Source organism: Pelagirhabdus alkalitolerans, assembly GCF_900096905.1.
Lineage (GTDB): Bacteria > Bacillota > Bacilli > Bacillales > Amphibacillaceae > Pelagirhabdus > Pelagirhabdus alkalitolerans.
Window position 1 is genome coordinate 37,131 of record NZ_FMYI01000011.1, and the last position, 26,499, is coordinate 63,629.

The following is a 26,499-nucleotide window of genomic DNA, read 5'->3' on the forward strand; positions in this document are numbered from 1 at the left end:
AAACCTCCATCGTGTCTATTTTAATAATTTATTAAACTTTTTTGCGTAACCCTCTTTATTAGACTGTTTTGCCCTGGCAATCGATAAAGCTTCAGATGGAACATCTTTATTAATCGTTGACCCAGCAGCAACTAATGCGCCTTTTTCTATTGTAACAGGTGCAATTAAATTTGTATTGCAACCAATAAAGACATCATCTTCAATGACGGTTTTAAATTTATTTTCACCATCATAATTCACTGTGATACTTCCGCAACCAACATTTACGTTCTCACCAATTTCAGCATCACCTATATAGCTTAAGTGTGATACTTTACTTCTCGAATTAACCTGTGACTTTTTGATTTCAACAAAGTTACCAACCTTAACATCATCACCTAAGTCAGATGCTGGACGAATATGCGCATACGGGCCTACGTGAACACGAGAACCTATTTTGCTTTCAGTTGCTACACTTTGTTTTAGAACGGATTCCTTTCCAATATGACAATCTGTGATCTCGCTGTTAGGTCCGATCACCGTACCTTCTTCAATGTAAGTATCGCCTTTTATTATAGATCCTGGTTCAATGGTGACATCTGATTCAATTTTAACACCCGGTGCGATGTATGTATGATTAGGATCCACAATCGTTACCCCATTTTTCATATGCTGCTTATTAATCCGCTCTTTCATGAGTCTTTCAGCAGTCGATAAAGCAACACGATCATTGACACCGATCGTTTCATTCGGATCATCTGTTTTAAATGCGGCAACTTTCTTATTCTGTAATTGAGCCATTTCGATGACATCTGGCAAGTAGTATTCACCTTGTGCATTTTCATTTGATACGTTGTTTAATGCATCAAATAAAAAGGCATTATCAAAACAATAGGTCGCTGTATTAATTTCATTAACTGCGAGCTCCTCTGCGTTTGCATCTTTATGCTCAACAATCTTCTGCACTTGATTGGATTCATCACGGATGATTCGACCATACCCTGTTGCATCATCCATCATAGCGGTTAATACAGTCACCGTTGCTTCTTCTTTTGTGTGATAATCAAAAAGTGACTGCAACGTTTCTTTCGTTAAAAGTGGCGTATCACCACAAACAACTAACGTTACACCTTTTTGGTCTTTGAGTAAGTCTTCTGCTTGTAAAACAGCATGCCCCGTACCTAATTGTTCTTCTTGTAAAACGAACTGAGATGAATCTCCTAATTGTTCTTGTACCTTTTCAGCTCCGAACCCAACTACCGTAATAATCTCATCTAAATCGAGTCCGACTAATTGATCGACAACATGTTGAACCATTGGTCGATTCATGACAGGGTGAAGCACTTTATAGAGCTTCGATTTCATTCGTGTTCCTTGCCCAGCTGCTAGAACAACTGCATATTTATTAACCATGAAGGAAACCTCCGATATTATTAAGTCATCTCAAGTTTGTTGAGTAAGACTTTGACTATTAAAATTATACCATTAAAGAATATACCTTAAAACCCTGACTATTTCAATAGAGTCAACGAGATCGTTTGATGAAGACATAAAAAAAGCCTAATCATTATGGATTAGACTTCTCTAAAGAAGTGATTAAGATACACCAGCTTCTTCATATTCCCGCTTTGATTCAGCGACTTCATCATACTTAGACAATACAGCATCTTGTATCTTCGCTCGCATGTTTGCATTAATGGGATGTGCAATATCTCTAAATTGTCCATCTGGCGTTCGTTTAGATGGCATTGCAACAAACAAACCATTATTCCCATCGATGACGCGGATGTCGTGAATAACAAACTCCTCATCCAACGTAATTGAAGAAATAGCCTTCATACGACTATCGCTTTCTACGCTGCGCAGTCTAACATCAGTTACTTCCATTTCGTCACCTTCCTTTCTGCCTAATCAAACAATTGCTACTCGTAAGTTCAACATAAGGCAGGTGTTTTCCTGCTGAATTTTATAGTTTCTAGTAAAATTTAACCGTTTTGTCACATTTATACTAAGTGTTCACAACTTATAAACGATTAATTTGAGAAGTAATTACCTTTGTCGATGGTGATCCGTTCATTTTTGACATCAACATTTGAAATTTTTAAAAGCGATGTGTAATCATCAACCACGCGCTCATCTTCTTCATCTTCCGCTTCAGCTAAGACACCAATTCCTGCAACGTGTGCATCGAATTCTTTCAATAAACTCTTCATGCCATCAATCGTGCCGCCTGCTTTCATAAAATCATCAATAATACAAACAGTCGAACCTTGCTTTAGACTTCTTTTTGTTAATACCATCGTTTGAATTTTCCTAGAGGATCCAGATACATAATTAATACTGACAGTTGAACCTTCTGTAATCTTTGGATCTCTTCTAACAATCACAACAGGGACGTTTAAAAAAGAAGCAACGGCATAAGCAATAGGAATACCTTTTGTTGCGACAGTCACAATTGCATCGACATTAAGCGAATAGAATTGACTTGCAAACAACCGACCGATCATACGAACCGTATCGGGTTCACCTAGAACATCACTCATAAATAAGTAACCACCAGGTAGAATTCTTTCAGGATCTTCTAATCGTTGCGAAAGTGTGTTAATAAATGCTTCACTCTCTTTTGAATCAATCGTTGGTATGTATTTAACACCACCAGCTGCTCCTGATACAGATTCTAAAAAGCCTAATCCCTCTTCTCTTAACATTTTGTCCATTATCGTCAAGTCTTCACTAATTGACGATTTTGCTGCATCATAACGTTCTGCAAAAAATGGAAGAGAAATTAATGTTAACGGATGTTCTAGTACATAATGCGTCATACCGATCAAACGGTCACTTCTTTTCATAACTTCACCTCTAAAACCGAATATTTTCAATTAAACATAACATTATATACGGTTTTAATCAAGTTTATTTCTTTTTATAAAGATACATCGTTAGCGGACTAAAAATAGCAATTAATAAAACCGAAACGACAACGACCCATATTAATGCCGTATAATCTGGCGTGCCATCCATAAACCCTCTAACCGTATCAACTAATAAGGATATAGGGTTTACGTTCACAAACGATTCTAACCAACTTGGCATCGTTTCTGGAGCTACAAAGACATTACTCACAAATGTGATTGGGAAAAGGATTGCCATACTAGCTGCCATTAAAGACTTCTCAGATCGCATCACCAAACTGAGTGATGTCCAAATCCATGAAATACTAAAAGCAAAGAATAGTAAGGTTGCTAATCCCAATAAGATTCCCAAAAGTCCTCCATCCGCTCGAAATCCTAGTGCATAACCCAATATAAGCATAATGGTAGACGCAAGTGAATAGCGAACCACATCAACAATCAAGGCGCCAATCAATACAGACGGGCTCCATATCGGCAATGTTCTAAAACGATCAAAAACACCTTTTTTAATATCATTATTTAATTCAATCCCTGTATACATCGTGATCATTACAACCGTCATGACAAGAATACCTGGCAAAACAAATTGTAAATAAGCACTTGTCGAGCCAGCAATGGCGCCACCAAACAAATAAGTGAACATAAGTAGGTAAATGACCGGAAAGGCTGTCACATCGAATAGTTGTTCTGGAACGTACTTAATTTTAAGAAGCATACGCCCGCTAAATGTCATACAGGTCGAAAGAGCACTAGCTTGTTTCGGACGTGAATGGTTAGATAATGCCTGTTTAATTGCTTCGTTTTGATTCATACTTTGACTCATGCTGTCTCCTCCACTTCTTCTACCTCATTCTCAGCCTCAGCAGGTTTTCCAGTTAAGGTTAAAAACACCTCATCAAGACTTGGTTGCCCTAACGAAAAATCAGTCATGGTAATCTCAGCAGATTCCAAAGCTGTCAGCGCCCTTGCGACTCGAGAATGATCAGACACTTGCGCTGTGATCACAAGTGGATCAGATGCCAGATGAACGTCCGCTTCAATTGATTCTTTTAATATCTCAGCAGCGCGATCACGCATATCAGGGTTCAATACACGCACGTGTAGTTTCCCACTCCCTACAGATGCCTTTAGTTCACTACTCGTACCCTCAGCAATAACCTCTCCATGATCAATAACCGCAATTCGATCCGCGAGTTGATCTGCCTCATCTAAATATTGTGTTGTCAAAAGTACCGTCGTTCCCGCATCAACTAACAGCCTTATAATATCCCAAACTTGATTTCGACTTCTAGGATCGAGCCCAGTTGTCGGCTCATCTAGAAATAGTATTTCTGGTGAAACAATAATACTTGCAGCGATATCTAATCGTCTTCGCATACCGCCAGAATAATTTTTCACTTGTCTTTTTGCCGCATCTTGTAAACCAAAAGCCATTAAAAGCTCCATTCCACGTTGTTTGGCTTCTTTTCGACTAAACCCTAAAAGGCGACCAATCATCACCATATTTTCAAGGCCTGATAGATCTTCATCTAATGAAGCAAACTGCCCCGTTAAACTAATACGTTGTTTGACCTGATTCGCATCCTTAATGACATCAAAACCTAAAACGTTTGCTGTACCGGCGTCAGGCTTTAGTAATGTTGTCAACATGCGAATCGCTGTTGTTTTCCCTGCGCCATTAGGCCCCAAAACGCCATAAATAGAACCTTTTTTCACTTTTAAATTCACACCATCTACCGCTCGGTTGTCTCCAAAATGTTTAACAAGATCCGTTGTCTCTATTGCCCATGTATCCTCATTTTTTTCTTTCATATCAATACACTCCCCCTCAGTAGTCTACAGCTTAAAATGTATTACATTAAGATATGATCAAATCAACTGTATTGATGAAAAGAAATATTTATTATGACAAATTCGCCCCAAATATCAATAAATCCTTTTTTAGTTAAATAATATTGCCACAGTTGAAATAAATACGACAGTTAGTTAATACACTTATCTTTTTGCACATAAAAAAAGCAGTAAGCTTGATCGCTACTGCTCAACAACAACCTTATGTCTTTCTTCTACAAAACTAAGTTCTACCGTCTCTGTAAGTACATCTGCATAGCTATACGAAACACGTTCAAAGGCATTTTCCTGTTGGTCTAAAGCTACAATAAAGACCGATGGATATGTTTCCTCTAATGTTCCATAACGTTCTACCGTTCTCTTTCTTCCGCCATTTGCAACAAGCTTCAAGCGTTTTCCAATCTGGTCGTCCAAAGTACGTTTGATTTCAATTAACGTTTTAGCCAATATACTCCACCTCACTTCATTCATTGTAGCACATATATGGTTTATCGTCAATAAAATATTACATTATAACAATAATTTGTTTAAGATGTCAATAACTTATTTTTCATCTAATCAACTAAATTTTCAATAAAAGGCCTTCCAACCCTTAGGCAGCCACGTGTTTCAACGCCCCCTATTCCCTCTTCTTTAGATCGTGTATGTTTAAGTGCTTCTTCTATCGTCACTTTATCCATAAACGATGTATGGGTCAACTTGGCAACAATATAAACGGGATCAAGCGCATGAATGTTCACCCGACTAGGCGAGCTTGCGAAATTAGCTCCCGCACGTATTAATGATTGAAAGTGAGATTGACAAGCTCCCGCAAATACAATGAGCTGATCTAAATTGGGCTCTAGTTCTCTCGCTTTTCGCACCGCTTCTACAAAGTACCTAGTGTTCCTGTAAGCTTTCAATTCACGCTTTTTACCCTTTTTTTCTGAATAGGCATCATGACCTGTAATGACAATAATATTCGGTTGAATACGTTTAATGAGTGACGTAATTTCAAGTGGCATATTTTCTTCTTCAATATAAAGGCCTTGCACGTGTATATCTAGCTTCTTATACAGCTCAATACATTTTTTTAAGTACTGTTTATCTCCGTCCAAATGCAACACCTTCGCCGGTATTTGAAACGAATGTGGATGTATCTCGTGTTCTATAATAGGATCTGGTTTGTTTTGTTCTTTCATTAATTGATAATCTTGCTTAAATAAACGATAGGAATAGGCTTGTTGATCCTCTTCACGTTGATCAAATCGTTCTTTTAATGTTTCATCAACTTTTATTAAGTCATCGATCGGGGCATCTGCTTCTAAACGAATATCTTCACCAAATAAAATCGCCTCGTCTTGTTCGATCATCTGAACCCGAAATAATATATCGTGTTGGTAAGATCGCCTTGTGACAAGATCACCTTTTACGATCATTATTCTCCCCCCTCTTTTCACCTCACACCTATCGTATGAAAAAAGAGTTCAGTAAGTGATTCGCCTAAAAAAATAAACCCACTCGACTTGAGTGAGTTCAGATTTATTGATGAATGAAAAGAGCATTTGATAACGTTGCGAATTCTTCCATTGCTAAAGATTCAGCTCTACGTGTTCCGTCAATCCCTGTCTCGCCAAAGATTGATTCGATTTTTTCTTTTTCAATCACACCTTTAAAGTGTCGGTTCAAATTATTTCTAAGAGTTTTGCGGCGTTGCACAAACCCTGCTTTTACGATCTCAAAAAAGAACGATTCATCTTTAACCTCTACAGGTGGGGTTTGGCGATAATTAAGATGTAATACAGCCGAATCAACATTAGGTTGAGGCATAAAGACCGTTTTAGGGACAATAAAAGAAACATGTGCATTAGTGTAGTATTGGACCGCAATCGAAAGAGAACCGTATGCTTTAGAATTCGGCTTTGCAGCCATTCGATCGGCGACTTCTTTTTGGATCATAACCGTTAAACTATCAAGCGGTAAATCACTCGTTAAAAGAGACATAATAATAGGTGTCGTCACATAATACGGTAGGTTGGCAACGAGCTTAAGAGCTTGGCCTTCTGAAAATGTTTGTTCAATAATCGTTTTCAGATCGGCTTTTAATACATCTTGGTACACGATTTCAATATTGTCATAATCGGATAATGTATCCGATAAAACAGCTTCTAAACGTGAATCAATTTCAAAAGCTAAGACACGCTCAGCATGACGAGCAAGTTGTTCAGTTAGAGCGCCCATACCCGGGCCAATTTCAATCGCACCTACTTCTTTTGTAATACCTGCCGCTTCTATAATATTCGTCAATGTATTGACATCAATAATAAAGTTTTGACCCAAGCTTTTCTTAAATGAAAAACCATATTTTTTTAAATAGTAATTGGTTAATGTCGGTGTGGCAATTGCTTTTTCTTTACTCATCTTCTTCCTCCTGAATGATCTCATTCATGACGCGATCGAATTGTTCCTTTGTAATATGAAACATTTGAAGTCTTTTTAATAATTGTTTACCATTTGCATGACCTATTCTTAGCTCTTTCGTTAAAGCATCTCGTCTTGAACTCGCTTTTTTTCCACCGATTAACCCATATTGATATAACATCTCTTTTGTGATCTCAGGTTCTATTTCATGACCTATTTCATACACTTGTGATAAAGCTTGTCGAATCACATCAAGCGTAGCATGTTCAATCCCAAGACTTTTTTTGTGCTTTTGCTTAGCCTCATTTTTTGTTAAAAAGGCATGCTTACAACCTGGAACAGCCTCATCTATGATATGACGAATGCGTTTACCTGGATAATCTGGATCTGTAAAAATAATCACGCCTCTTTTTTGTTTAGCGTGCCTAATTTGTTCAAGTATATCATCATTAATGGCTGACCCATTTGTCTCAATCGTATCAGCATCAATTGCTTGTTTAATTTTAGCGGTATCATCTCGTCCTTCAACGACGATTATTTCTTTCATTCGCAAATGCTCATCCTCCAAACTCATACTTCTGTCTATTATAATACAAGTTCATTCATTACTAAAGAAACGAATGAATTAAAAAACTTGCAGGCACTTAGAGCACCTGCAAGGATCTGTCTCTTTATATTAGTCAACGATCTGAACTTCCACTGTTTGACGACCGAATCGATTGGCTTCTGCATTTGATCTCATATGCAAATCAATTTTATTTCCTTGAATTGCACCACCTGTATCACGTGCTACTGCATAGCCGTAGCCTTCAACATAAACTCTTGTTCCTAGTGGAATCACACTTGGGTCAACTGCGACGACACCATCTGGATTTTCTTTTAAGTTGTATCCTGTTGCTGTACGACCTCTACCATCACATGTAGCACAATTCCAATTATAAGCTGTCGCTTCCATTGTCATCGTGTTTCCTGAAGAAGGAGCCTCGTCATTTGATGATGAGCCACCACGTGAAACCGTTTCTTGTACAGGCTGTGTACCTACTGCAATAACACGTTCCTCTGCTTCTTCTTTAACGTCTTCACTGACAAGTTCACGGTCAACTTCCTCACCGTTTTCAATACGGATAAGGTATTCTTTTTCAACTGTACCTTCTGAGCCTGATTCCACGACTTCTTCTGTTCCCTCTTCTAAAGAATCATCGTTACGTCTTACGGTTGAGAAGTCAATGCTTTCTTCAACAACTTCTGATTCTTCTTCTACTCGTGTAATTGAAATCGTTAGATCTTGATCAAGTGATTCATCTAATCCTGGCTCTACTTCATCTAATTCATCTAATTCAATTTCCTCTGTTTCTAATAAATCTTCAACTGTCTCTTCAGTTGTCCAATAATTTTCTTCTTCACCTGCATCTTCTACTGTGATCTCAATCGCATAGTCAATGGTAATCTCTAAGTCCTCTTCAATTGACTCATCAAGATCGACGTTAACCTCGTCGTGATCTTCTACTTCTAGAGCTATTTCATTAAGAAAGTCTTCGACTGTGTCTTCAGTTGTATAATGACTACTTTGTTCATCATCAACAACTAACGTAACGGATTTTGCTTCTTGATAAACAATTTCCATTTCTGATTCAATTTCATCTTCTAATGTATGACTCAATTCATCGTGTTCGCTTATCTCTATATCTAACTCTGTTAATAATTCTTCAACAGTGTTTGCGTGTGTAACGACTGTTTCAGTCTCTTCATTATGCGTGAATTGAACTTCAGCTTTTGTCGCTTCAAATGCAACAAAACCAGCTACGATAACAAATGCAAAAGCGGCTGCAATCGACATTGTCCATTTACTTTTTAATACTGGCAATAGCTTCGTTTTTAAATTCATGCGTATTTGCCTCCTTTTTCATCGTGCCAATGTATTATATATACTGAGAAAAAGGATGTCAAACCGCTCATTTTCGATTATTACGTCCTAAAACACTGTCATATCAACATCCATATAGACATAGGGGTACCTTGTTGCACATTCATTAAGAAATGGTTACAACTCGCACTTTTCGTTACACAACCGTAACATAGAACGATTGGACTACTTTTTCATTCGGTAAAATAGGCGCATCGCATTCCGAGTGGTTGCCTCATCAAGCTCTTGACGCGTAATATTTCGTAGTGATGCAATTTGATCTGCAACTAAAGTGACATAACTCGGCTCATTTCTTTTTCCTCGATTAGGATGGGGCGCTAGAAATGGACAATCTGTTTCGACTAATAGGCGATCAATTGGCACTTCTTTAGCGACTTCCTTTGGCATTGTTGCATTCTTAAAGGTAACAGGGCCCCCTAGAGAAATATAGAAATCCATGTCTAGTGCTGCTTGAATGTAATCAACAGAATCGTTATAACAATGCATGATACCACCGACTTCATTTGCATTCTCTTCTTGTAAGATGTGAATAATATCTTCCGTTGCCTCACGATTATGCACTATAATCGGTAAGTTCACATCTTTTGCAAGTTGAATTTGCTTTTTAAAAACCTCTTTTTGTACAGCTTTCGGTGACTTATCCCAATGATAATCAAGACCTGTCTCACCAATCGCGACCACTTTTTCATGTTGAGAAAGCTCTTTTAGCCACTCATATTCTTGATCAGTAAAATCAATCGCATCAACCGGGTGCCAACCAACGGCCGCATATATAAATGAATACGCCTCAGCAAGTTCAATCGCCTTTGGGATCGTCTCGTGATCAAAACCAACGACTACCATTCGTTCTACACCCGCTTCTAGCGCTCGGTCAATCACGTCTTCGCGATCTTCATCAAAATGCTCCACATTTAAATGGACATGTGTATCGATTAACATTTAATCTCCTCCTCGAATTGAACTAAACAGACAAAAAACTATTGTGCCTAGCAGGGCATAAATGTCTATACCCTGCTTGTTAGCAAACAATAGTCTTAAGAAAAATATATTCTTACTTAACAACCGATCCATTCGGCATGTTCGGATCTTGGACAGTCGTAAGAGACAGATTACCATCTGCATCTTCCCCTGTTAAAATCATTCCTTGTGACAATTCACCGCGTAATTTAACCGGTTTTAGATTGGCAACACAAATCACTTTCTTACCGACTAAATCCTCTGGTGCGTAGTGTTGACTAATACCAGAAATAATTTGACGTTTTTCCATACCTAAATCAACATAAATTTTTAGCAATTTATCAGCCTTTTTCATTTTTTCAGCTTTAATGATTTCTGCTACACGTAAATCTAGATTGATAAAATCATCGTACTGAATTTCTTCTTTAATCGGCTCTGTATCTTGTGTCTTTTCTGGAGCTGGCTTTTTCATCATATCTTTAATTGTTTGGGTTTCTTCTTCAACATCTAGACGCGGGAAGATTGGCGCTTCTTTTTTCACTAAAGTGCCTTTTTTAATCACATCTGTTTTCAATAAGCTTTCCCATGTCTTATCCTCTTCACTCGTTACACCGAGTTGAGTGAAGATTGCTTTTGGTGATTCTGTTAAGAATGGTTGTAATAGAACAGCAATTCGTCTTAGGGCGTCAGCTAGATGAGCCATCACATTACCTAAGCGGTCTTTAGAACTTTCGTCTTTTGCTAATATCCATGGCGCTGTTTCATCAATATACTTATTCGTACGACTAATATATTGCCAAATCGTTGACAGCGCAATACTAAATTCCATATTTTCCATCGCTTGTTCTACTTTTTCGACTGTGTCAGTTGCCATTTGCTCAAGCTGTTGATCATATTCATCTTCTGCACCATTAAAGGCTGGCATTTCACCGTCGAAATATTTATCAATCATCGCAACAGTACGATTGAGTAAGTTTCCTAAATCGTTCGCTAAATCATAGTTCACACGCTCGACGAATCCTTCAGGTGTAAAGACACCATCTGATCCAAACGGCACTTCTCTTAATAAGTAATAGCGCAATGCATCCAAGCCATAACGATCTGTCAGTGAAATCGGATCAACGACATTCCCTTTTGATTTCGACATTTTACCGTCTTTCATTAATATCCATCCGTGAGCAAATACTTGTTTAGGTAACGGCAGGTCAAGTGCCATTAACATGATTGGCCAATAAATCGTATGGAAACGAACAATCTCTTTACTCATCAAATGGACATCTGCCGGCCAGTATTTTTGGAAATCTGAATCATCGTCACTACCATAGCCAAGAGCCGTGATGTAGTTACTTAGCGCATCAATCCAAACGTAAATGACATGCTTCGGATCACCTGGAACTTTGACGCCCCAATCAAATGTTGTACGAGATACTGCTAAGTCTTCTAAACCGGGTTTTATAAAATTATTAATCATTTCGTTTTTACGACTCTCAGGTTGAATGAAGTGAGGATTTGCTTCATAAAATTCAAGCAATTGATCTACGTATTTACTCATTTTAAAGAAATACGACTCTTCTTTCACTTTATCAACAGGCCCACCGCAATCTGGGCAATTACCTGATTCAAGTTGACGCTCTGTAAAGAATGATTCACACGATGTACAGTACCAACCTTCATATTCATCTAAATAAATATCACCTTGGTCAAGTAACTGTTTAAAGATTTTTTCAACAACGTCTTTATGTCGTTTTTCAGTTGTTCGGATAAAATCACCGTATGAAATATCAAGCTTATCCCAAAGTGTTTTAATACCACTTACAATCTCATCGACATAAGCTTGAGGTTCAACACCCGCTTCATCTGCTTTTTTCTGTATTTTTTGACCGTGTTCATCCGTACCTGTTAAATACATAACATCATAACCGCGCAAGCGTTTATAGCGTGCCATCGCATCGCCCGCAACCGTTGTATAGGCATGGCCTATGTGCAAGTTACCACTTGGGTAATAAATTGGGGTGGTAATATAAAAAGTTTTCTTATCCGTCATTTCAATTCCTCCTTCAATTCTGTATATCTAGATCCCCATTGATCGAATAGACCTCATTATAAAAATCATTTCTCTTCATTGTAGCGTTTTTAGCGTTATTTTTCCATGTTTATCTGTTGATTTCTTCACCACCATTTGTTTTCATTTTTTCCAAACGGGAAAATATTTAGTCAGTAAGCATCGTTTGATTAAAAAGATATTCTGTATGATTGTTTTTTTATTTTTAAGACAAAATATTTCTATATAGCGTATTCAACTGAATAATATGGATTTATTTTTCCTTGAAACAACTTTTTTTGGAATTTTTTAATTGACACTTATAGAAATAACTGGTACATTCTACTTAGGTATTGTCGAAATATGCCGAAATTATTTTAAAGGGGAGAACAAAATGAAATCTACAGGTATTGTACGTAAGGTTGATGAACTTGGACGTGTCGTGATTCCAATCGAATTACGTCGCACACTCGGAATCGCTGAAAAAGATGCTTTAGAAATTTATGTAGACGATGAGCGCATCATCTTACAGAAATATAAGCCAAGCATGACGTGCCAAGTTACTGGTGAAATTTCAGATCATAACTTATCACTTGCTGATGGTAAATTAGTTCTGAGCCCAGAAGGCGCAAAAGAACTCGTAAAAGAAATTAACCAGTCATTAGAAGACAAATAAGTAGCATCGCTAAAAAAGAGAGCGCCATCAACATTTTTGATGGCGCTCTCTTTTGATTTCTTTTCCTAATCAATATGATAATGCTGATAGATCTCACGTTTTGCAACATTACGATCTTTGGCCACTTGTTTAATTGCAACTTTTGACGAAACATCATCACGGTTCATGTACGTTTCCACGTGCTCTTTCACTGAAAGCACCTTCCACCACTCATCTTCTTCTGAGGTATCCGGTTGACCACCTTCAATGACAATGCAAAATTCACCTTTAATGACACCTGTTTCCATCCAATCAAGCGCCTCTGATAAAGTGCCTCTGATATACTCTTCGAATCGCTTTGTCAGTTCTCTGGCTAAAGCGACGTTCCGATCACCTAACTCTTTGTGTAAAAGCATCAATGTTTCTTTCACACGATATGGAGATTCATAAAGAATGATCGTTGAGGGTTGCTTTTTTAATAGCTCAATAGCGGCTTTTTTTTCTTTATTCTTTCTCGGAAGAAAGCCGTAGAAATAAAATTGATCTGTATTTAAACCAGATCCAACAAGCGCTGTTAAAGCAGCATTCGCTCCAGGCAACACAACGACATGATAATTAGCCGCAATCGCCTCTTTAATGAGCACCTCACCAGGGTCACTAATCCCTGGCATACCAGCATCACTCACAAGAGCAATTGATTTGCCTTCACTTAATTGTTCAATCAAATAATCCGTTCGCTTTTTGTCACTATGTTCATGATAACTAATGATGCGTGTCGTTATATTAAAATGATTTAATAACTTCTGAGTATTACGTGTATCTTCTGCCGCTATGACATCTACTTCTTTAAGGGTATTCAGCGCGCGAATCGTTAAATCATCCAAATTACCAATTGGAGTAGGAACGACATATAATGTTCCGTTTTCTTTTGTACTGCGATCAGTCACTTTTTTTCACCTCGTTTTGGTCAATAAGCGCCATTTTTTGTTGTTTCGATAATTGTTTAATTTGATACTCTCGTCTTAACGCTTCCGATTTACTTTCGCATGCTTCCACATAACAAAGTTGAAAGGGGCCACGACCTCGTGTATATTTAGCCCCCTTATTCGATTCATGCATTTTAAGTCGATGCTCAACATTCGTTGTATATCCTGTGTAATAAGAACGATCCTTACACTTCAAGATATAAACATAATGGTTAGAACACAAGCTGTCTCAACTCCTCAGTATAACTGCCATCTGAATTGAACACATATAACGGGTCCAGTAATTTCACATCAGGACGGCCATCCCGAATTGCTTCTACTAATAAAATATTCGCCTCTTTACCCTTTTTAGGATAGACAAATTGTATGCGTTTCGGCTCCAATTTATAAAAACGCATCAACGTTAAAAGGTCAACAAGGCGATTAGGCCGATGAACAATAGCCACTTTTCCACCTGATTTAACAAGCTTACTCGTTGTCTCAATCACTTCTTCTAAATTCACAAACAACTCATGCCTTGCAATTGTTAAGTGATCATTTTTGTTTAAGTGGTCTTGACTGTTCGTTTGAAAATAGGGCGGGTTCACTGTTACCAAATCAAATTTATCATTGCCAATTTGTTTTGGCATATTTTTCAGATCATCATGAATCATATGAATCTGTGCTTCTTTTTGATTAAGCGTGACACTTCTTTTGGCCATATCGTATAAGCGCTCTTGAATCTCAACACCTGTAATCGGAACAGAAGACGCTCGACTTAACATAAGAGGGATAACCCCATTACCCGTACATAAATCGATGATCTTCCCACGCTTTAAAGGAACCGAAGCAAAGCGAGCCAGTAACACCGCATCGATCGAATAAGAAAAAACACACTCACTCTGTATAATTTTCATCGTTTGATCCGTAAACAAATCATCTAACCGTTCGTCATCTCGTAATAAAACCATACCACTAACCTCTTTCTACTCCCAATCGCTAAAAGGCTGTCAATTTGAGTCATCATTACTCAAATAAACAGCCTTAACCTTTACGATATGCTATTGTTTTGGTTTATTTAAAAACAACAAGCAAAATAAACAATCTTCGTTCTCTCTAGGGCTGCCAAAATGTACATTACAAATATGGAAACCTTCTTCGTATAACCGAGCTAAATTGTCATAACCTTCACCGATCTCGCCATCACCGTCAGCTTGATTTTCTTTCGTTTCATTTTCAGAACCTACCGATTGATCTAAGCGTTGACGCAAATGATGGTTTTCATGTGACAATCGATGATTTTCTTCAAGAATTTCACTCAAATGCTTCTTTATATCACCTAATTGCTGATACAGTTGACCAATCTGCTCTTCCATGTCTGACACTTGTTCAAACACCGCTTTTTTTTCCATATCCATGTCACCACCACCTCACCATTCGATCATTCGTGCCTTTATACTTGAATGATTCCTTCGTCAATCAGTTCATCAAGTGTATAGTCAACAACGCGTTCTTGTTCTGGAAGTTCTATCTGGATGATTCGTTCTAAAATATTAAGACCCACGACTTTACCTTTACCAATTGGTGTGTTAATCGATTGCCCTAAATCCGGGAGTTCTTTTTTCGCTTGTTCATATTCATCATTTTCGTATTTTAAGCAACACATCAATCGACCGCATAGACCTGATATTTTTGCCGGGTTCAGCGATAAATTCTGATCTTTCGCCATCTTAATCGATACAGGCTGAAAATCCCCCAAAAATGTTGAACAACACAACATACGCCCACAAGGACCAATGCCTCCAAGTAATTTTGCTTCGTCTCGCACACCGATCTGACGCAACTCAATTCGCGTTTTAAAAATAGAAGCTAAGTCTTTCACTAAATTTCTAAAATCAACACGACCATCAGCTGTAAAATAGAAAATAACTTTATTTCGATCAAAAGTATACTCAACATCCACTAGATTCATATCGAGTTTGTGCTCTTTAATCTTTTGATCACACACACGATAAGCTTCTGTCGCATTCTCCTTATTTTCTGTAACCGTCAGTTTATCTTTCGTTGTCGCAAGTCGAATCACTTTTTTGAGCGGTAAAACAACATCTTCCTCATCGACTTTCTTCTTTCCGACAACGGCCTTACCAAACTCTATCCCTCTTGCTGTTTCAACGACAACATATTGATCCTTTTCAATATCCAGTTGACTCGGATCAAAATAATATATTTTACCCGCTTTTTTAAAGCGAACACCTACTACTTCTACCATCTATTGTCACCTCTGCATCTGCAGTGTTAATTCTTCCATCACTAATGTCGGATGAACGTTTTGTAATAACTCTCTTTTTGCGTTCATAATTTGTGCTAAAATGTGCGTTGCATCTTGACGTGAATAATGCCATAAACATGCATTGACATCTTCTTGATTCGCTTTAAAAACCAATGCATCTTCATTTTCAACATGCAAATAAATAATATCTTTAAACCATAACAACAATAAATCTAAACCTCTATCTAATTGATCTCGATCTTTAAAATGATCGAGCCAGTTTTTTTCTATAAATAATAACGCTTCATCCTGATTAGCGCGAAGTATACTCATCAATTGTACCACTAATTTTCTCGCTTGCGCAAACCACTCATCCTGATCTAACTCTCGCGCTTTCGTTAGATCATTCGTCACGATTGAAAAGAGACGTGCATTATCAGCTGTCATCCCTTCTTCAATCAATACTCGTTCAATTTCCATATGTGACAAAGGACGAAGCGAAATCACTTGCGTTCTTGATAAAATCGTATCTAAAATACCGTAGCTATTTTCAGTTAACAAAATAGCCGTCGTCTTTTCACCAGGTTCTTCTAAAAACTTCAGCAATCGATTCGCCGCATTTGTTGTCATACGATCCGCTTCTGAAATAACATAGACTTTCTCATTTGATTCAACACCAGCATAAGTGAATTCTTTTTTTAATGTTGCAACCTGCTCTGTTTTAATCGATAACCCGTCCGGTTCAATCCAATGCATATTCGGATGATTCCCTGAGTCAATTCTATGACAATCCGCACATGCCTGACACGGATTAGCGTCGCGCGTGTACCTGCAAACAATACTTTTCGTTAATAATTTGGCAATTTCTCGACTGTTTGTACCCGCGTCACCTTGGATTAAGTATGCATGTGCCACTCGATCTTGCTTGATCATTTGCGTCAACATTTTACTAGCAACGGGTTGAGTTTCACTTATTTGTTGCCAATTCACCATTATTTTCACCTGACTTCATCTATGCTCTAAAAAAGAGTGACACCAACTATTAATGGTCACTCTAATCTTTAGTTACATAACATTATTGAATTTATGAGTATAAATTAATTAATAATCCTTTAATCTCACCAATCACATCTAATAAATCAATCGACTTCTTCTCCTGATCTAAAATACGTTCAGTTAATGTGACCAATTGTTCATCAATTTGTTTGACGATCGTCAATTTACGATTATTCCCGTTAAAATTAAAGCTGTGTGTATGAGATAAATCGAGACCAAACCCAACCGCTTCCTTAACAAAGTCTTTCACTAATCGCTTATACTTGGCAAGGTCACGAATCGTACGATAACGGACGACTTTCTCACCTTGGGAAGTAATGCCCTTCATCAATTTTTCCAATTCATATGACTGCATCTTGGCTGCTTGTGTCATCACCATTGAATCAAACGATACCCCTTTTTGAGGCTGGGTAGGTTGATTTAATTTGGTTGGATCCACTTGCGAGCGCATATCCTTGTTAATTTTCACAACAACCGTCCCCTTTTATCATCGTTAAAACTGAAAGAAACTTTCAACTGGCACCACAAATACAGTAGCTCCTCCGACTTCTATATTAATAGGTTGAGGTATATAAGAATCCGCACTGCCACCCATTGGTGAGATCGGTGCCACCATTTGCTCACGTTGCGATGAATTTTTCTTAATAATCTCTAAAGCATCATCAACATTTTCATCCTCACAACCGATCATAAGTGTTGTATTGCCTTCTTTTAAAAAACCACCTGTTGTTGAGAGCTTGGTTGTTTTGAAATTTTGATCACTTAACGCATCCACTAACCGATGACTATCTTTATCCTCAACCACCGCTATAACTAACTTCATGAATTCCGCCTCCTCAATTGATTTATTTCTTAGAAATGTGATCAACAATACGCCGATATGCCGTTTCTACCACTTTTTCTAACTTTTCATTCGCATCAAGCACTTCAATTCTTGATGGAAATAGCTTCTGAACCTGTTGGTACCCCTCATAAACCGCTTCATGAAATTCAATTTCTTCCTCATCTAGACGGTTCTTCTCACGATGCTTGCTATTCATAATGCGCGCTAATCCGATTTCTGGTGGGAGATCGAAAAATAGCGTCAAACTCGGCATCAGATTTTCAATTGCAAATTCATTTATGTTATAAATATCATCCATTCCTATTCCTCTTGCATAGCCCTGATACGCGAGACTACTATCAATAAAACGATCACACAATACAACCTTACCTTCTGTTAGTGCAGGCTCTACTTTCTCAACTAAATGCTGTCTTCTTGCTGCTGCATAAAGTAATGCTTCTGTTCGTGCGTCCATCGATTTATGTTCTCGATTTAAAATAACGTTCCTTATATCTTCTGCGATCGGTATACCACCCGGCTCACGTGTTGTGATGACCGAATAACCCGCTTCTTTTAATTGATTGGCAACACGAGATAATACCGTTGTTTTACCGGCACCCTCTCCACCTTCAAATGTTATAAAAAAACCAGCCAACGTCTATTCTCCTTCGTGTAACTCACTTAATAAACTGTCATACTTACCCTTAGTATAGCACGTTTAAACCAAAATCTCATTATTCCCCGCCCTTCTTTTCATTAAAATGTAGATGAATCATTTCACCCAATTGACGAATCGATAAAATAATGAAAAAAATTAACAACGCGGCCGGTAACCATAGCCACCAATAATATTCAAGGTTAGACGGGCTTTGAGCATAGCTAAGAAGTGTACCTAAGCTTGGCGCATCAGGTGGAAATCCAAACCCCAAAAATGATAATCCCGATTCCAGTCCCATATTAAGTGCTAAATTCAACGTCATACTCACAATCCATACAGACATAACGTTAGGTAATAATTGCTTTGTCATGATTTTAAAAGCAGGTGTCCCTAACGTTTTTGAAGCCTGAATGTACATCATCTCTTTTTCTTTTAATACTTGGGCACGCACGACACGCGCAATTGGCATCCATAAAAAAACAGTCATCACAATAGAGAAGCTTAAAACATTATATGTCGGAACAAGTGCGACAAATACAATCACAATCATAATAAAAGGCAATGTTTGAAAGAAATCGATGATACGCATCATCACATAATCAATTCGTCCCCCCATATAACCTGATAAAAGACCAAATACACCACCGATTACGCCACTTAAGATTGTGACAAGAAACGCAACAGCTAATGAATGACGTGTCCCTAATACCAGTTGATTAAAAACATCGCGTCCACCATGATCTGTCCCTAACCAGTACTGAGCTGAAGGAGGTTCAGTTATGCGAGTAAGGTCAACACGCATCAATTGACTGGTATCTATAAAAAAAGCACCGATCAAAGAAACACCACTAATAAATAGAAGAAACCATAACGAAACATAAGCCCCTCGATTATTAGAGAAAAGCATTTGAAAATTTGTTTTCTTCTCACCTCGTCCTCGCATATCATCACTCCTTCGTTACCTCACCTGAATACGTGGGTCTAATTTATACAATAAAAGATCGGATAAAAATGAACCGATAATAGTCGTTAAACCAAACAATAGAACAATAGCGACAACGACAGTGAAATCACGTTGCATAATCGATTCGATAAAAAGAGACCCCATGCCTGGGTAACTATAAATTGTCTCAATAAAAATCGTCCCACTAATTAAACGTGTTAACTCTAAACCAAAAAAAGAAGCAATGGGAATTAACGACGGTTTTAACACGTGACGATGATAAATAGCGGACTGCTTAACTCCTTTTACTCTTGCTGTTTGAATAAAGGGCTGTTGTTTAGTACGAATCACTTCGGATCTTAAGTAATGAATCAAGCTAACTGAACTAATAAGCGCAATTGAAAGAGCTGGTAAAAATAAGTGATGGATGCGAGAAGCATAATAAGCTAAACTGCCTACTTCTAAGTTGACATCGACACTCCCACTTGTTGGGAACCAACCTAATTTAAATCCGAATAAAAAGAGCATTAATAGACCCAAAATATAAAGAGGCATCGCAAGCCCTAAATTTGTATAGCGAACAATCCACCGCTCGATCCATGTCTTCTGAAAACGGCCGCTCCACACACCTAAAGGAATAGCAATTATGTATGTCAAAATCAGTGTCACAGTACCTAAATATAATGAATTAAAAAGTCGTGATCGAATCAATTGCGTAACAGCTACTTGGTACTGGAAAGATTGGCCTAAGTCACCTTCTGTCACGAGCCGGTTTAACCAATCGAAATATTGAACATACCAAGGATTATTTAATCCTAAACGTATGCGTTGTGTTTCAATCATCTCTGAATCAAGATTCGGATCAATCCAACCCGTCAAAGCATCTCCCGGCATAAAACGTGCTAACCAAAAAACAATCATGCTTAAAAAAAAGAGTTGCGGTATTAAATAGACGAATCGCCGAATAAAAAGTCGCCACATGTATGATCACTACTTTCCTCAACCTTAATCAATCGAAGGAATTGATTTTATCAATGTTTTTGTATAATCGTGCTTTGGTGATTTAAACAGCTGATGGGCTGATTGCTCTTCTATCAATTGACCATCATATAACACACCGATGTGATCCGCCATATAACTGACAACAGACAAATCATGACTGATAAATAAATAACTAATGTTCATCTCTTGTTGAATCATTTTCATATAATTTAAAATACGTGCTTGCGTTGATGTATCTAATGATGATGTCGGCTCATCAGCGATGATCAATTTGGGGTTTAAAGCGAGTGCACGAGCAATCGCAATTCGCTGTCTCTCTCCACCAGAAAATTCGTGCGGGTAACGATATAAAACATCATCACGCATACCCACTTTTTCTAACAACTCACTCACACGTTCGACAAGTTGGTCAAAGGTTTTAGTTTCATAATTTACAATCGGTTCACTAATAATATCGATCACTTTCTTCTTTGGATTAAGCGACCCATAAGCATCTTGGAAAATGATCTGAATATCTTTATTAATTTCAACACAATCTTGACGTGTTCGGTTCAGCTTTTGACCATTAAAAACGATCTCTCCTGAAGCAATCGGACATAAGCCGATTAAGCTATGGGCAACTGTGGACTTACCTGAACCAGACTCCCCAACTAACCCATAAGTTTTTCCTTTTTCAATCGAAAATGACACATTAGACACGGCATAATTAACGGGCGTTTGTTTAAATAAATGAATACCTTTTTGATCATAGGTTACATTTAACTTTTTTACATCAAGAACGTTCAAGAAACACCCTCCTATCAATTTATTTTAATCATACAACATTAAAGCTTTTCATCCAATATAATACTTGATTTATCAACATTTTCACTTTTCACACCTAAAAGTATGTGATATAATTAACGAACAACAGTGATAATGATTATCAATGATAAAATAAGGAGCGATACATGTGAGTTTTATTCAACTAGAGCAACTGACAAAACAATTCCATCGTAGCAATCAACCAGCTGTAGACGCTCTGGATTTATCCATTCATAAAGGAGAAATCATCACGCTTTTAGGACCTAGTGGTTGTGGCAAAACAACAACACTTCGTATGTTAGCTGGTTTTGAAAAACCGAGCTCTGGCGTCATTAAAATTGGCGACCAGGTGCTTCATGATCAAACACATTCAACACCTCCTGAGAAACGTGGCATTGGTATGGTCTTTCAAGATTATGCACTATTTCCACACTTAACGATCGAGAAGAATGTGATGTTTGGTTTAAATAGATGGCGAATTAGAGAACGCAAAAAACGTGCTAAGGAAGTATTAGAGCTTGTCGGATTGTATGATTATAAAGATCGCTATCCGAACGCACTATCCGGTGGTCAACAACAACGGATTGCACTTGCTCGTGCACTTGCACCGAAACCACACGTCGTTCTATTAGATGAACCGTTTAGTAATCTGGATGCAGGATTGCGTGAAAAAATGCGTCATGACATTGCCTATATTTTAAAAGAGGCAAATGCAACAGCTGTGATCGTTAGTCATGATCAAAAAGATGCCTTTGCTGTATCCGATCGTGTCGTCGTTATGAATGAAGGTGTGATACAACAAATCGCAACACCACGTGATATGTATCGTTGTCCAAGAAACTGTTTTGTGGCTCAATTTGTTGGTAAGACAAACTTACTTTCAGGAACCATGGAGTCTGATAAAAAACACGTCACGACTCACATTGGACGCGTATGCCTATCAGAAGTTACCGATCATATAGAAGAGCAAGTAAGCTTGTCAGTACGTCCAGAAGGTTGTGTCATTACAGAAAATGGGCAAGGTAGATACTCTGGTATTGTTGAAAGAGTCATGTATAGTGGCGAATATCAAGAACTCTATGTACGCCTCTCAGAACAAGAACACAGTCAACCGATGGTCATTTATGCACCTGTTGAACAAGATATTGTGATCGACCAAGAGCTTTCGTTTAATATCAAACCAGAGCTTGTCTCGTTGGTTGAACATTAAGGGGGGAAATTATCTATGAAATTAAATAAATTAATTGTTCTAGTAGGGATGATTTCGACACTTATGCTAATCGCAGGGTGTGGAGCGGACGAGCAAGACGAAATCGTTATTTATTCTGCTCGAAACGAGCAATTTGTCCAAGACCTATTAGATCAATTTGAAGAAGATACAGATATTGAAGTAACAGCTCTTCATGGAGCTGAGCCACTTCAGATCATGGAAGAACGTGAGAATGTACAAGCAGATGTGTACATTTCAAATGATTTAGGTGCTTTAGGTTACCTTGATCAAGAAGGCCTTTTACAAGGTCATGATTTTGAAGGAATTGATTCAATACCTTCTGATTTCAGAGCAAGTGACAACGCTTATTTTGCGATTTCTGCAAGAGCAAGAGGCTTCATATATAATGAAGACTTAATCGATCGTGAAGATATGCCAACATCAGCAGAGGATTTATTTGATCCTGAGTGGGCAGATGTTGAAAATGGCTATGCCATTACACGTGGCGGTAACGGAGGTATGATTGGTCATGTATCAGCTCTTCGGTATGAATGGGGAGATGAGCGAACAGCGGAATGGATCGATAGCATTCAAACAAATGCCGCAGGAATTTTTGAGGGCCATGGTGATATTCGTCGTGCTGTTGGTGAAGGTCAACATGCATTTGGATTAGTTAATAACTATTACTTCCACCAACAACTATTAGAACCGGATAATAACGATGTTGGGTTTATCTATTTAGACCAAGATGAAGATGACATGGGAGCTGTTGCGAATGCTGCGGGCGCTGGTTTAGTCAACGGCGGCCCTAACCCAGAAAACGGGATTGCATTTATGGAATGGCTACTAGAGCCTGAAAACCAAGTCCAATTTGTAGGGGAATCACTCGAACTTCTTATCAACGCTGAATATGGCGCTTCATATCCTGAAGAAGTTGAACCGCATATCGTTCCATTTGATGAGTTACACGTTCAAGATATGCCAATCACAGAGCTAGGGAATTATTTCGAAGATACACGAGCACTCATTGAAGACTCTGGTCTTGATTTAGAGTTAAGATAATAATGTAAGAAGGAGCTTTACTTTATGAGACAGATGATGAGTAAGATCAAACAACATATAAAAACATTTAGCCAAACACCTTTCTCATCAGCTGTCCGTCAAAAATGGCTTTTGATGTGGCATCATAATCCGCCAGGTAAAGTTCTCTTTCTAATTGGAATAGCCATCGCCTTTATCATGGCTATTCCACTATTTTATGTCATCCAACGATCCGCCACAGCAGGTGTCGATCGTTGGATGCGTTTATTAGATGAACGTATTCCATCCTTGTTGTGGAATACGTTTTCGCTTGCTTTTATGGTAACACTCTTTGCTGTGGTCATTGGGGTTTCTCTTGCATGGTTTGTAAACCGAACGAATTTACCCGGTGCAAAATATTGGCGCTGGTTACTTGCTCTTCCCCTTGTCATACCACCCTATGTAGGTGCTATGACATACATCATTGTATTCGGTCCAAGCAGTTGGTTAAGAGGATTTTTCGAACAGAGCACATTTTTAGGTGACTATCCTATTAATATTTATTCATTTTGGGGCGTCTTTTTCACATTAACCATGTTTACTTACCCTTATGTTTATTTAATTGCGAGTGCGTCATTGCGTAAAATGAATCGTAACTTTGAAGAGGTTGCACGTTCACAAGGACTAACGACTTCACAAATTTTCTGGCGAGTTAATTTACCATTCTTGAGACCATCTATTGGAGCTGGCGCTATTTTAGTCTCACTGTATGTCTTATCTGATTTCGGTGCCATCTCGATGTTAAGATATGTCACTTTTACCGCAGCGATTTATTATCAACGCGCTGGATTTGATACTGAATCAGCATCTGTACTCAGTCTTGTGTTGATTATAGCAACGGTACTCATTCTATGGGTTGAAGCACGCACCAAATCAAAATCAAATTACTATCAAACATCTAATCAATTTCGGGAACCTGAGCAATTATCACTCGGAAGATGGAAATGGTTCGTCACTGGGTTCGTCTGGTTTATTTTCTTTGTATCCGTCATTTTACCAATTGGTGTTCTTATTTACTGGTCATATATCGGCATTCAGCACGGCGCTTTAGATCATCGCTTTTTCGAATTTGCTTTTAATAGCTTTCGTCTATCAAGTTTTGCAGCCATTATATCAATGGCTCTTGCATTACCTCTTGTCTATTTAAAAGCAAGACATCCTTCGATCATAACTGGTGTGATTGATCGCATTAGCTATGTAGGCTATGCACTGCCTGGTGTGATTATCGCCCTAGGCTTTGTGTTTGTCTTTAATAATCACTTACCTATTTTATATAATACATTTTATGTTGTGGCGATCGCATTTGTTGTACGCTTTTTGCCACAAGCTTTACAATCGGCTGAGGCGTCACTTAATTTAGTCTCACCTCGTGTTGATGAAGCTGCGAGAAGTTTAGGATACCCACCGTGGAAGATCATGTATAAAGTTATTTTCCCAACGATTCGTCCAGGTATATTAGCTGGTGGTGCTTTGGTATTTGTGAGCGCCATTAAAGAGCTACCTGCCACATTAATGCTTAGACCACCTGGCTTTGATACGTTAGCGATTCGTGTACACTATGAAGCGTCTGAAGCACTCTACCATCAAGCAGCTCCGCCTGCTTTAATTATTGTTTTGATTTCGTTAATACCGTTACGTTATTTGTTGAAGAAATATTAAAAGGCGAATGCCTCTCTAGTTATTGCAAAAGAGAGAGCATTCGCCTTTTTATACACTTATTCATTTCTAACCTGTTACATAATAATGCTCTTTACGATAAATTGTGAACAGATTATGACAACTGTTCTAACTGTGTTTGAGTTAAATTTAAACGGGAAGATTGGCGGTGAAAGACAAGACTATAAAGGGAGGCGTGTATAATGAAAGGTTGGTTATTTACTGAAACAGGTGTCGATCCAAAATTAATCGAGAAAGAAGATCCAAAGGCTAAAGATGATGAAGTCGTCATTGATGTAAAAGCAGCAGGGTTATGTCACTCTGATGTAGGTGCCTTACAGGATCCAGGTTGGATGGAATTGATTACTGCCGCTCCTGTTATCTTTGGACATGAATGTGCGGGCGTTATTTCCGAAGTGGGTGAAGGCGTCACGGATTGGAAAGTCGGCGATCGTGTTGGTGTGGCACCACAACATCCCGAAACGAATGCAGCAATTGGCTATCAACGAGATGGTGGTTATGCAACTAAAATAGCTGTTCCATCTGTTCAACTCGTTTCACTACCTGATAATGTTTCTTTTGTAGAAGGTGCAGCAGCTACTGATGCTGGCATGACTTCACACCATGCGATATTTGATAGAGGTGGCGCTAAAAAGGGCATGAAAATTGGGATCGTCGGTATCGGTGGTCTAGGTCAATTCGGTGCACAAATGGCGCTGATTGAAGGGTGTGAAGTCATTGCAGCAGACGTTTCACCTAACGCACGAGCATTAGCAGAAGAAATAGGTTGTCATAAAGTGTATGAAGATGTATCAGAGATGAAAGCAGATGAACCTGAAGTTATTATTGATTTTGCTGGGTTTGGTGAGACCACAACAAAAGCATTAGACGTTGTTCCTCGTAATGGGCGTGTCGTCGTTGTTGGAATGGGTAAATTAGACATTGATCTAAGTACTTATACATTGATCACTAAACAACTTGATCTCTTAGGAAGTAACGGAGGAACAGTTGACGATGTTGCAGGTGTTTACAAGTTCTTCGCAACAGGCAAATTAAAACCACAGCTTGAAACAATTTCATTTGAGGAAATCAAAGACGGTTTAGATCGATTGAAAAGACATGAAGTACGAGGACGACTAGTTGCCTTAGTCAACCAAGACGACAATTAAATAGTTATGCAAAAAACCACTCATTCATTAGAATGAGTGGTTCACTTTTCGCTTAGCGACGTCCTACTCTTGCAGGGGTAAACCCAACTACCATCGGCGCTGAAGAGCTTAACTTCTGTGTTCGGCATGGGAACAGGTGTGACCT

Annotated in this window: 29 protein-coding genes and 1 rRNA gene; 5 read left to right on the forward strand and 25 right to left on the reverse strand. The window is 38.3% G+C overall.

From position 1 onward, the window contains the following. Window positions 1-15 precede the first annotated feature (15 nt). The 12 genes from glmU to metG all read right to left on the reverse strand — a co-directional run bounded on the left by glmU (window position 16) and on the right by metG (window position 12,067). Complete coding sequence (gene glmU, locus BLR62_RS11175) at window positions 16-1,392, reverse strand: bifunctional UDP-N-acetylglucosamine diphosphorylase/glucosamine-1-phosphate N-acetyltransferase GlmU (protein ID WP_090796970.1); 1,377 nt, start codon at window positions 1,390-1,392, stop codon at window positions 16-18. Window positions 1,393-1,575: 183 nt separating this feature from the next. Then, window positions 1,576-1,866 (reverse strand): septation regulator SpoVG, encoded by a 291-nt coding sequence (spoVG, locus tag BLR62_RS11180; protein ID WP_090796973.1) that lies wholly within the window; start codon window positions 1,864-1,866, stop codon window positions 1,576-1,578. A 146-nt stretch (window positions 1,867-2,012) separates the two neighbouring features. Next, entirely contained in the window at window positions 2,013-2,828 is an 816-nt protein-coding gene (gene purR, locus BLR62_RS11185; protein WP_090796974.1) for a pur operon repressor, read from the reverse strand. A gap of 64 nt (window positions 2,829-2,892) precedes the next feature. After that, window positions 2,893-3,714 carry an ABC transporter permease gene (locus BLR62_RS11190; RefSeq protein WP_090796977.1) on the reverse strand — a complete coding sequence of 274 codons (822 nt, stop codon included), beginning with the start codon at window positions 3,712-3,714 and terminating at the stop codon, window positions 2,893-2,895. Continuing rightward, on the reverse strand, window positions 3,711-4,703 hold the full coding sequence (locus BLR62_RS11195; protein ID WP_090796979.1) for an ATP-binding cassette domain-containing protein: 993 nt from the start codon (window positions 4,701-4,703) through the stop codon (window positions 3,711-3,713). The genes BLR62_RS11190 and BLR62_RS11195 overlap by 4 nt, the downstream gene beginning before the upstream one ends. A gap of 222 nt (window positions 4,704-4,925) precedes the next feature. After that, window positions 4,926-5,189: a biofilm formation stimulator Veg gene (gene veg / locus BLR62_RS11200; protein ID WP_090796981.1), complete on the reverse strand. Its 264-nt coding sequence runs from the start codon at window positions 5,187-5,189 to the stop codon at window positions 4,926-4,928. Window positions 5,190-5,296: 107 nt separating this feature from the next. Continuing rightward, the gene (gene yabG / locus BLR62_RS11205; protein WP_090797030.1) at window positions 5,297-6,163 is read right to left on the reverse strand and encodes a sporulation peptidase YabG; all 867 of its coding nucleotides are present in this window, start codon (window positions 6,161-6,163) and stop codon (window positions 5,297-5,299) included. 100 nt (window positions 6,164-6,263) lie between these two features. Beyond that, window positions 6,264-7,142 (reverse strand): 16S rRNA (adenine(1518)-N(6)/adenine(1519)-N(6))-dimethyltransferase RsmA, encoded by an 879-nt coding sequence (rsmA, locus tag BLR62_RS11210; RefSeq protein ID WP_090796983.1) that lies wholly within the window; start codon window positions 7,140-7,142, stop codon window positions 6,264-6,266. Beyond that, entirely contained in the window at window positions 7,135-7,695 is a 561-nt protein-coding gene (gene rnmV, locus BLR62_RS11215; RefSeq protein ID WP_090796986.1) for a ribonuclease M5, read from the reverse strand. Before rnmV ends, rsmA begins: the two co-directional genes overlap by 8 nt. A gap of 123 nt (window positions 7,696-7,818) precedes the next feature. Beyond that, the gene (locus BLR62_RS12675; RefSeq protein ID WP_090796987.1) at window positions 7,819-9,027 is read right to left on the reverse strand and encodes a ubiquitin-like domain-containing protein; all 1,209 of its coding nucleotides are present in this window, start codon (window positions 9,025-9,027) and stop codon (window positions 7,819-7,821) included. A gap of 204 nt (window positions 9,028-9,231) precedes the next feature. Continuing rightward, a complete protein-coding gene (locus tag BLR62_RS11225; protein ID WP_090796990.1) occupies window positions 9,232-10,005 on the reverse strand; it encodes a TatD family hydrolase in 774 nt (257 codons plus the stop codon). A gap of 112 nt (window positions 10,006-10,117) precedes the next feature. Then, window positions 10,118-12,067: a methionine--tRNA ligase gene (metG, locus tag BLR62_RS11230; protein ID WP_090796991.1), complete on the reverse strand. Its 1,950-nt coding sequence runs from the start codon at window positions 12,065-12,067 to the stop codon at window positions 10,118-10,120. Window positions 12,068-12,458: 391 nt separating this feature from the next. Here metG and BLR62_RS11235 point away from each other — a divergent pair, with 391 nt between their 5' ends. Then, window positions 12,459-12,740, forward strand: a complete 282-nt coding sequence (locus BLR62_RS11235; protein WP_090796994.1) for a transition state genes transcriptional regulator AbrB — start codon at window positions 12,459-12,461, stop codon at window positions 12,738-12,740. Between the two features lie 65 nt (window positions 12,741-12,805). Here the strand turns inward: BLR62_RS11235 and rsmI are convergent, their stop codons facing one another. The 12 genes from rsmI to BLR62_RS11295 form a co-directional block, all read right to left on the reverse strand. Then, window positions 12,806-13,666 (reverse strand): 16S rRNA (cytidine(1402)-2'-O)-methyltransferase, encoded by an 861-nt coding sequence (rsmI, locus tag BLR62_RS11240; protein ID WP_090796995.1) that lies wholly within the window; start codon window positions 13,664-13,666, stop codon window positions 12,806-12,808. Then, window positions 13,659-13,928: a GIY-YIG nuclease family protein gene (locus BLR62_RS11245; RefSeq protein ID WP_090796998.1), complete on the reverse strand. Its 270-nt coding sequence runs from the start codon at window positions 13,926-13,928 to the stop codon at window positions 13,659-13,661. The genes rsmI and BLR62_RS11245 overlap by 8 nt, the downstream gene beginning before the upstream one ends. After that, a complete protein-coding gene (locus BLR62_RS11250; RefSeq protein ID WP_090796999.1) occupies window positions 13,918-14,655 on the reverse strand; it encodes a tRNA1(Val) (adenine(37)-N6)-methyltransferase in 738 nt (245 codons plus the stop codon). Before BLR62_RS11250 ends, BLR62_RS11245 begins: the two co-directional genes overlap by 11 nt. A 90-nt stretch (window positions 14,656-14,745) precedes the next feature. Next, window positions 14,746-15,096, reverse strand: coding sequence for a DNA replication initiation control protein YabA (yabA, locus tag BLR62_RS11255; protein WP_090797032.1), 351 nt, complete (start codon window positions 15,094-15,096; stop codon window positions 14,746-14,748). 41 nt (window positions 15,097-15,137) lie between these two features. Continuing rightward, window positions 15,138-15,953 (reverse strand): PSP1 domain-containing protein, encoded by an 816-nt coding sequence (locus tag BLR62_RS11260; RefSeq protein WP_090797000.1) that lies wholly within the window; start codon window positions 15,951-15,953, stop codon window positions 15,138-15,140. A 6-nt stretch (window positions 15,954-15,959) separates the two neighbouring features. Further along, window positions 15,960-16,946 (reverse strand): DNA polymerase III subunit delta', encoded by a 987-nt coding sequence (holB, locus tag BLR62_RS11265; RefSeq protein ID WP_090797002.1) that lies wholly within the window; start codon window positions 16,944-16,946, stop codon window positions 15,960-15,962. Between the two features lie 91 nt (window positions 16,947-17,037). Next, window positions 17,038-17,478 carry a YaaR family protein gene (locus BLR62_RS11270; RefSeq protein ID WP_090797004.1) on the reverse strand — a complete coding sequence of 147 codons (441 nt, stop codon included), beginning with the start codon at window positions 17,476-17,478 and terminating at the stop codon, window positions 17,038-17,040. A gap of 24 nt (window positions 17,479-17,502) precedes the next feature. Beyond that, complete coding sequence (locus tag BLR62_RS11275; protein WP_090797006.1) at window positions 17,503-17,832, reverse strand: cyclic-di-AMP receptor; 330 nt, start codon at window positions 17,830-17,832, stop codon at window positions 17,503-17,505. 22 nt (window positions 17,833-17,854) lie between these two features. Next, entirely contained in the window at window positions 17,855-18,487 is a 633-nt protein-coding gene (gene tmk / locus BLR62_RS11280; RefSeq protein ID WP_090797008.1) for a dTMP kinase, read from the reverse strand. Window positions 18,488-18,566: 79 nt separating this feature from the next. Beyond that, window positions 18,567-19,433, reverse strand: a complete 867-nt coding sequence (locus tag BLR62_RS11285) for an ABC transporter permease (protein ID WP_090797010.1) — start codon at window positions 19,431-19,433, stop codon at window positions 18,567-18,569. A 15-nt stretch (window positions 19,434-19,448) separates the two neighbouring features. After that, complete coding sequence (locus tag BLR62_RS11290; protein WP_090797012.1) at window positions 19,449-20,414, reverse strand: ABC transporter permease; 966 nt, start codon at window positions 20,412-20,414, stop codon at window positions 19,449-19,451. Window positions 20,415-20,438: 24 nt separating this feature from the next. After that, complete coding sequence (locus BLR62_RS11295) at window positions 20,439-21,221, reverse strand: ABC transporter ATP-binding protein (protein ID WP_176759287.1); 783 nt, start codon at window positions 21,219-21,221, stop codon at window positions 20,439-20,441. A gap of 166 nt (window positions 21,222-21,387) precedes the next feature. On the opposite strand from BLR62_RS11295, the gene BLR62_RS11300 reads away from it, so the two are divergent. From BLR62_RS11300 to BLR62_RS11315, 4 genes are all read left to right on the forward strand, one after another. Beyond that, window positions 21,388-22,449: an ABC transporter ATP-binding protein gene (locus BLR62_RS11300; protein ID WP_090797017.1), complete on the forward strand. Its 1,062-nt coding sequence runs from the start codon at window positions 21,388-21,390 to the stop codon at window positions 22,447-22,449. Between the two features lie 15 nt (window positions 22,450-22,464). After that, window positions 22,465-23,511, forward strand: a complete 1,047-nt coding sequence (locus tag BLR62_RS11305) for an extracellular solute-binding protein (protein WP_090797018.1) — start codon at window positions 22,465-22,467, stop codon at window positions 23,509-23,511. 33 nt (window positions 23,512-23,544) lie between these two features. Continuing rightward, window positions 23,545-25,188, forward strand: coding sequence for an ABC transporter permease (locus BLR62_RS11310; protein WP_245719462.1), 1,644 nt, complete (start codon window positions 23,545-23,547; stop codon window positions 25,186-25,188). A gap of 200 nt (window positions 25,189-25,388) precedes the next feature. Further along, complete coding sequence (locus BLR62_RS11315) at window positions 25,389-26,354, forward strand: zinc-binding dehydrogenase (RefSeq protein WP_090797021.1); 966 nt, start codon at window positions 25,389-25,391, stop codon at window positions 26,352-26,354. Between the two features lie 50 nt (window positions 26,355-26,404). Here the strand turns inward: BLR62_RS11315 and rrf are convergent. Next, window positions 26,405-26,499, reverse strand: a 5S ribosomal RNA gene (gene rrf, locus BLR62_RS11320); the annotation flags it as partial.

Excerpts from the sequence above, each read along its gene's own strand:
- glmU (WP_090796970.1), bottom strand. The coding sequence starts at position 1,392 with ATGGTTAATAAATATGCAGTTGTTCTAGCAGCTGGGCAAGGAACACGA.
- spoVG (WP_090796973.1), bottom strand. The coding sequence starts at position 1,866 with ATGGAAGTAACTGATGTTAGACTGCGCAGCGTAGAAAGCGATAGTCGT.
- purR (WP_090796974.1), bottom strand. The coding sequence starts at position 2,828 with ATGAAAAGAAGTGACCGTTTGATCGGTATGACGCATTATGTACTAGAA.
- BLR62_RS11190 (WP_090796977.1), bottom strand. The coding sequence starts at position 3,714 with ATGAGTCAAAGTATGAATCAAAACGAAGCAATTAAACAGGCATTATCT.
- BLR62_RS11195 (WP_090796979.1), bottom strand. The coding sequence starts at position 4,703 with ATGAAAGAAAAAAATGAGGATACATGGGCAATAGAGACAACGGATCTT.
- rsmA (WP_090796983.1), bottom strand. The coding sequence starts at position 7,142 with ATGAGTAAAGAAAAAGCAATTGCCACACCGACATTAACCAATTACTAT.
- BLR62_RS12675 (WP_090796987.1), bottom strand. The coding sequence starts at position 9,027 with ATGAATTTAAAAACGAAGCTATTGCCAGTATTAAAAAGTAAATGGACA.
- BLR62_RS11225 (WP_090796990.1), bottom strand. The coding sequence starts at position 10,005 with ATGTTAATCGATACACATGTCCATTTAAATGTGGAGCATTTTGATGAA.
- metG (WP_090796991.1), bottom strand. The coding sequence starts at position 12,067 with ATGACGGATAAGAAAACTTTTTATATTACCACCCCAATTTATTACCCA.
- BLR62_RS11235 (WP_090796994.1), top strand. The coding sequence starts at position 12,459 with ATGAAATCTACAGGTATTGTACGTAAGGTTGATGAACTTGGACGTGTC.
- BLR62_RS11250 (WP_090796999.1), bottom strand. The coding sequence starts at position 14,655 with ATGGTTTTATTACGAGATGACGAACGGTTAGATGATTTGTTTACGGAT.
- yabA (WP_090797032.1), bottom strand. The coding sequence starts at position 15,096 with ATGGAAAAAAAAGCGGTGTTTGAACAAGTGTCAGACATGGAAGAGCAG.
- BLR62_RS11260 (WP_090797000.1), bottom strand. The coding sequence starts at position 15,953 with ATGGTAGAAGTAGTAGGTGTTCGCTTTAAAAAAGCGGGTAAAATATAT.
- holB (WP_090797002.1), bottom strand. The coding sequence starts at position 16,946 with ATGGTGAATTGGCAACAAATAAGTGAAACTCAACCCGTTGCTAGTAAA.
- BLR62_RS11275 (WP_090797006.1), bottom strand. The coding sequence starts at position 17,832 with ATGAAGTTAGTTATAGCGGTGGTTGAGGATAAAGATAGTCATCGGTTA.
- BLR62_RS11285 (WP_090797010.1), bottom strand. The coding sequence starts at position 19,433 with ATGCGAGGACGAGGTGAGAAGAAAACAAATTTTCAAATGCTTTTCTCT.
- BLR62_RS11290 (WP_090797012.1), bottom strand. The coding sequence starts at position 20,414 with ATGTGGCGACTTTTTATTCGGCGATTCGTCTATTTAATACCGCAACTC.
- BLR62_RS11305 (WP_090797018.1), top strand. The coding sequence starts at position 22,465 with ATGAAATTAAATAAATTAATTGTTCTAGTAGGGATGATTTCGACACTT.
- BLR62_RS11310 (WP_245719462.1), top strand. The coding sequence starts at position 23,545 with ATGATGAGTAAGATCAAACAACATATAAAAACATTTAGCCAAACACCT.
- BLR62_RS11315 (WP_090797021.1), top strand. The coding sequence starts at position 25,389 with ATGAAAGGTTGGTTATTTACTGAAACAGGTGTCGATCCAAAATTAATC.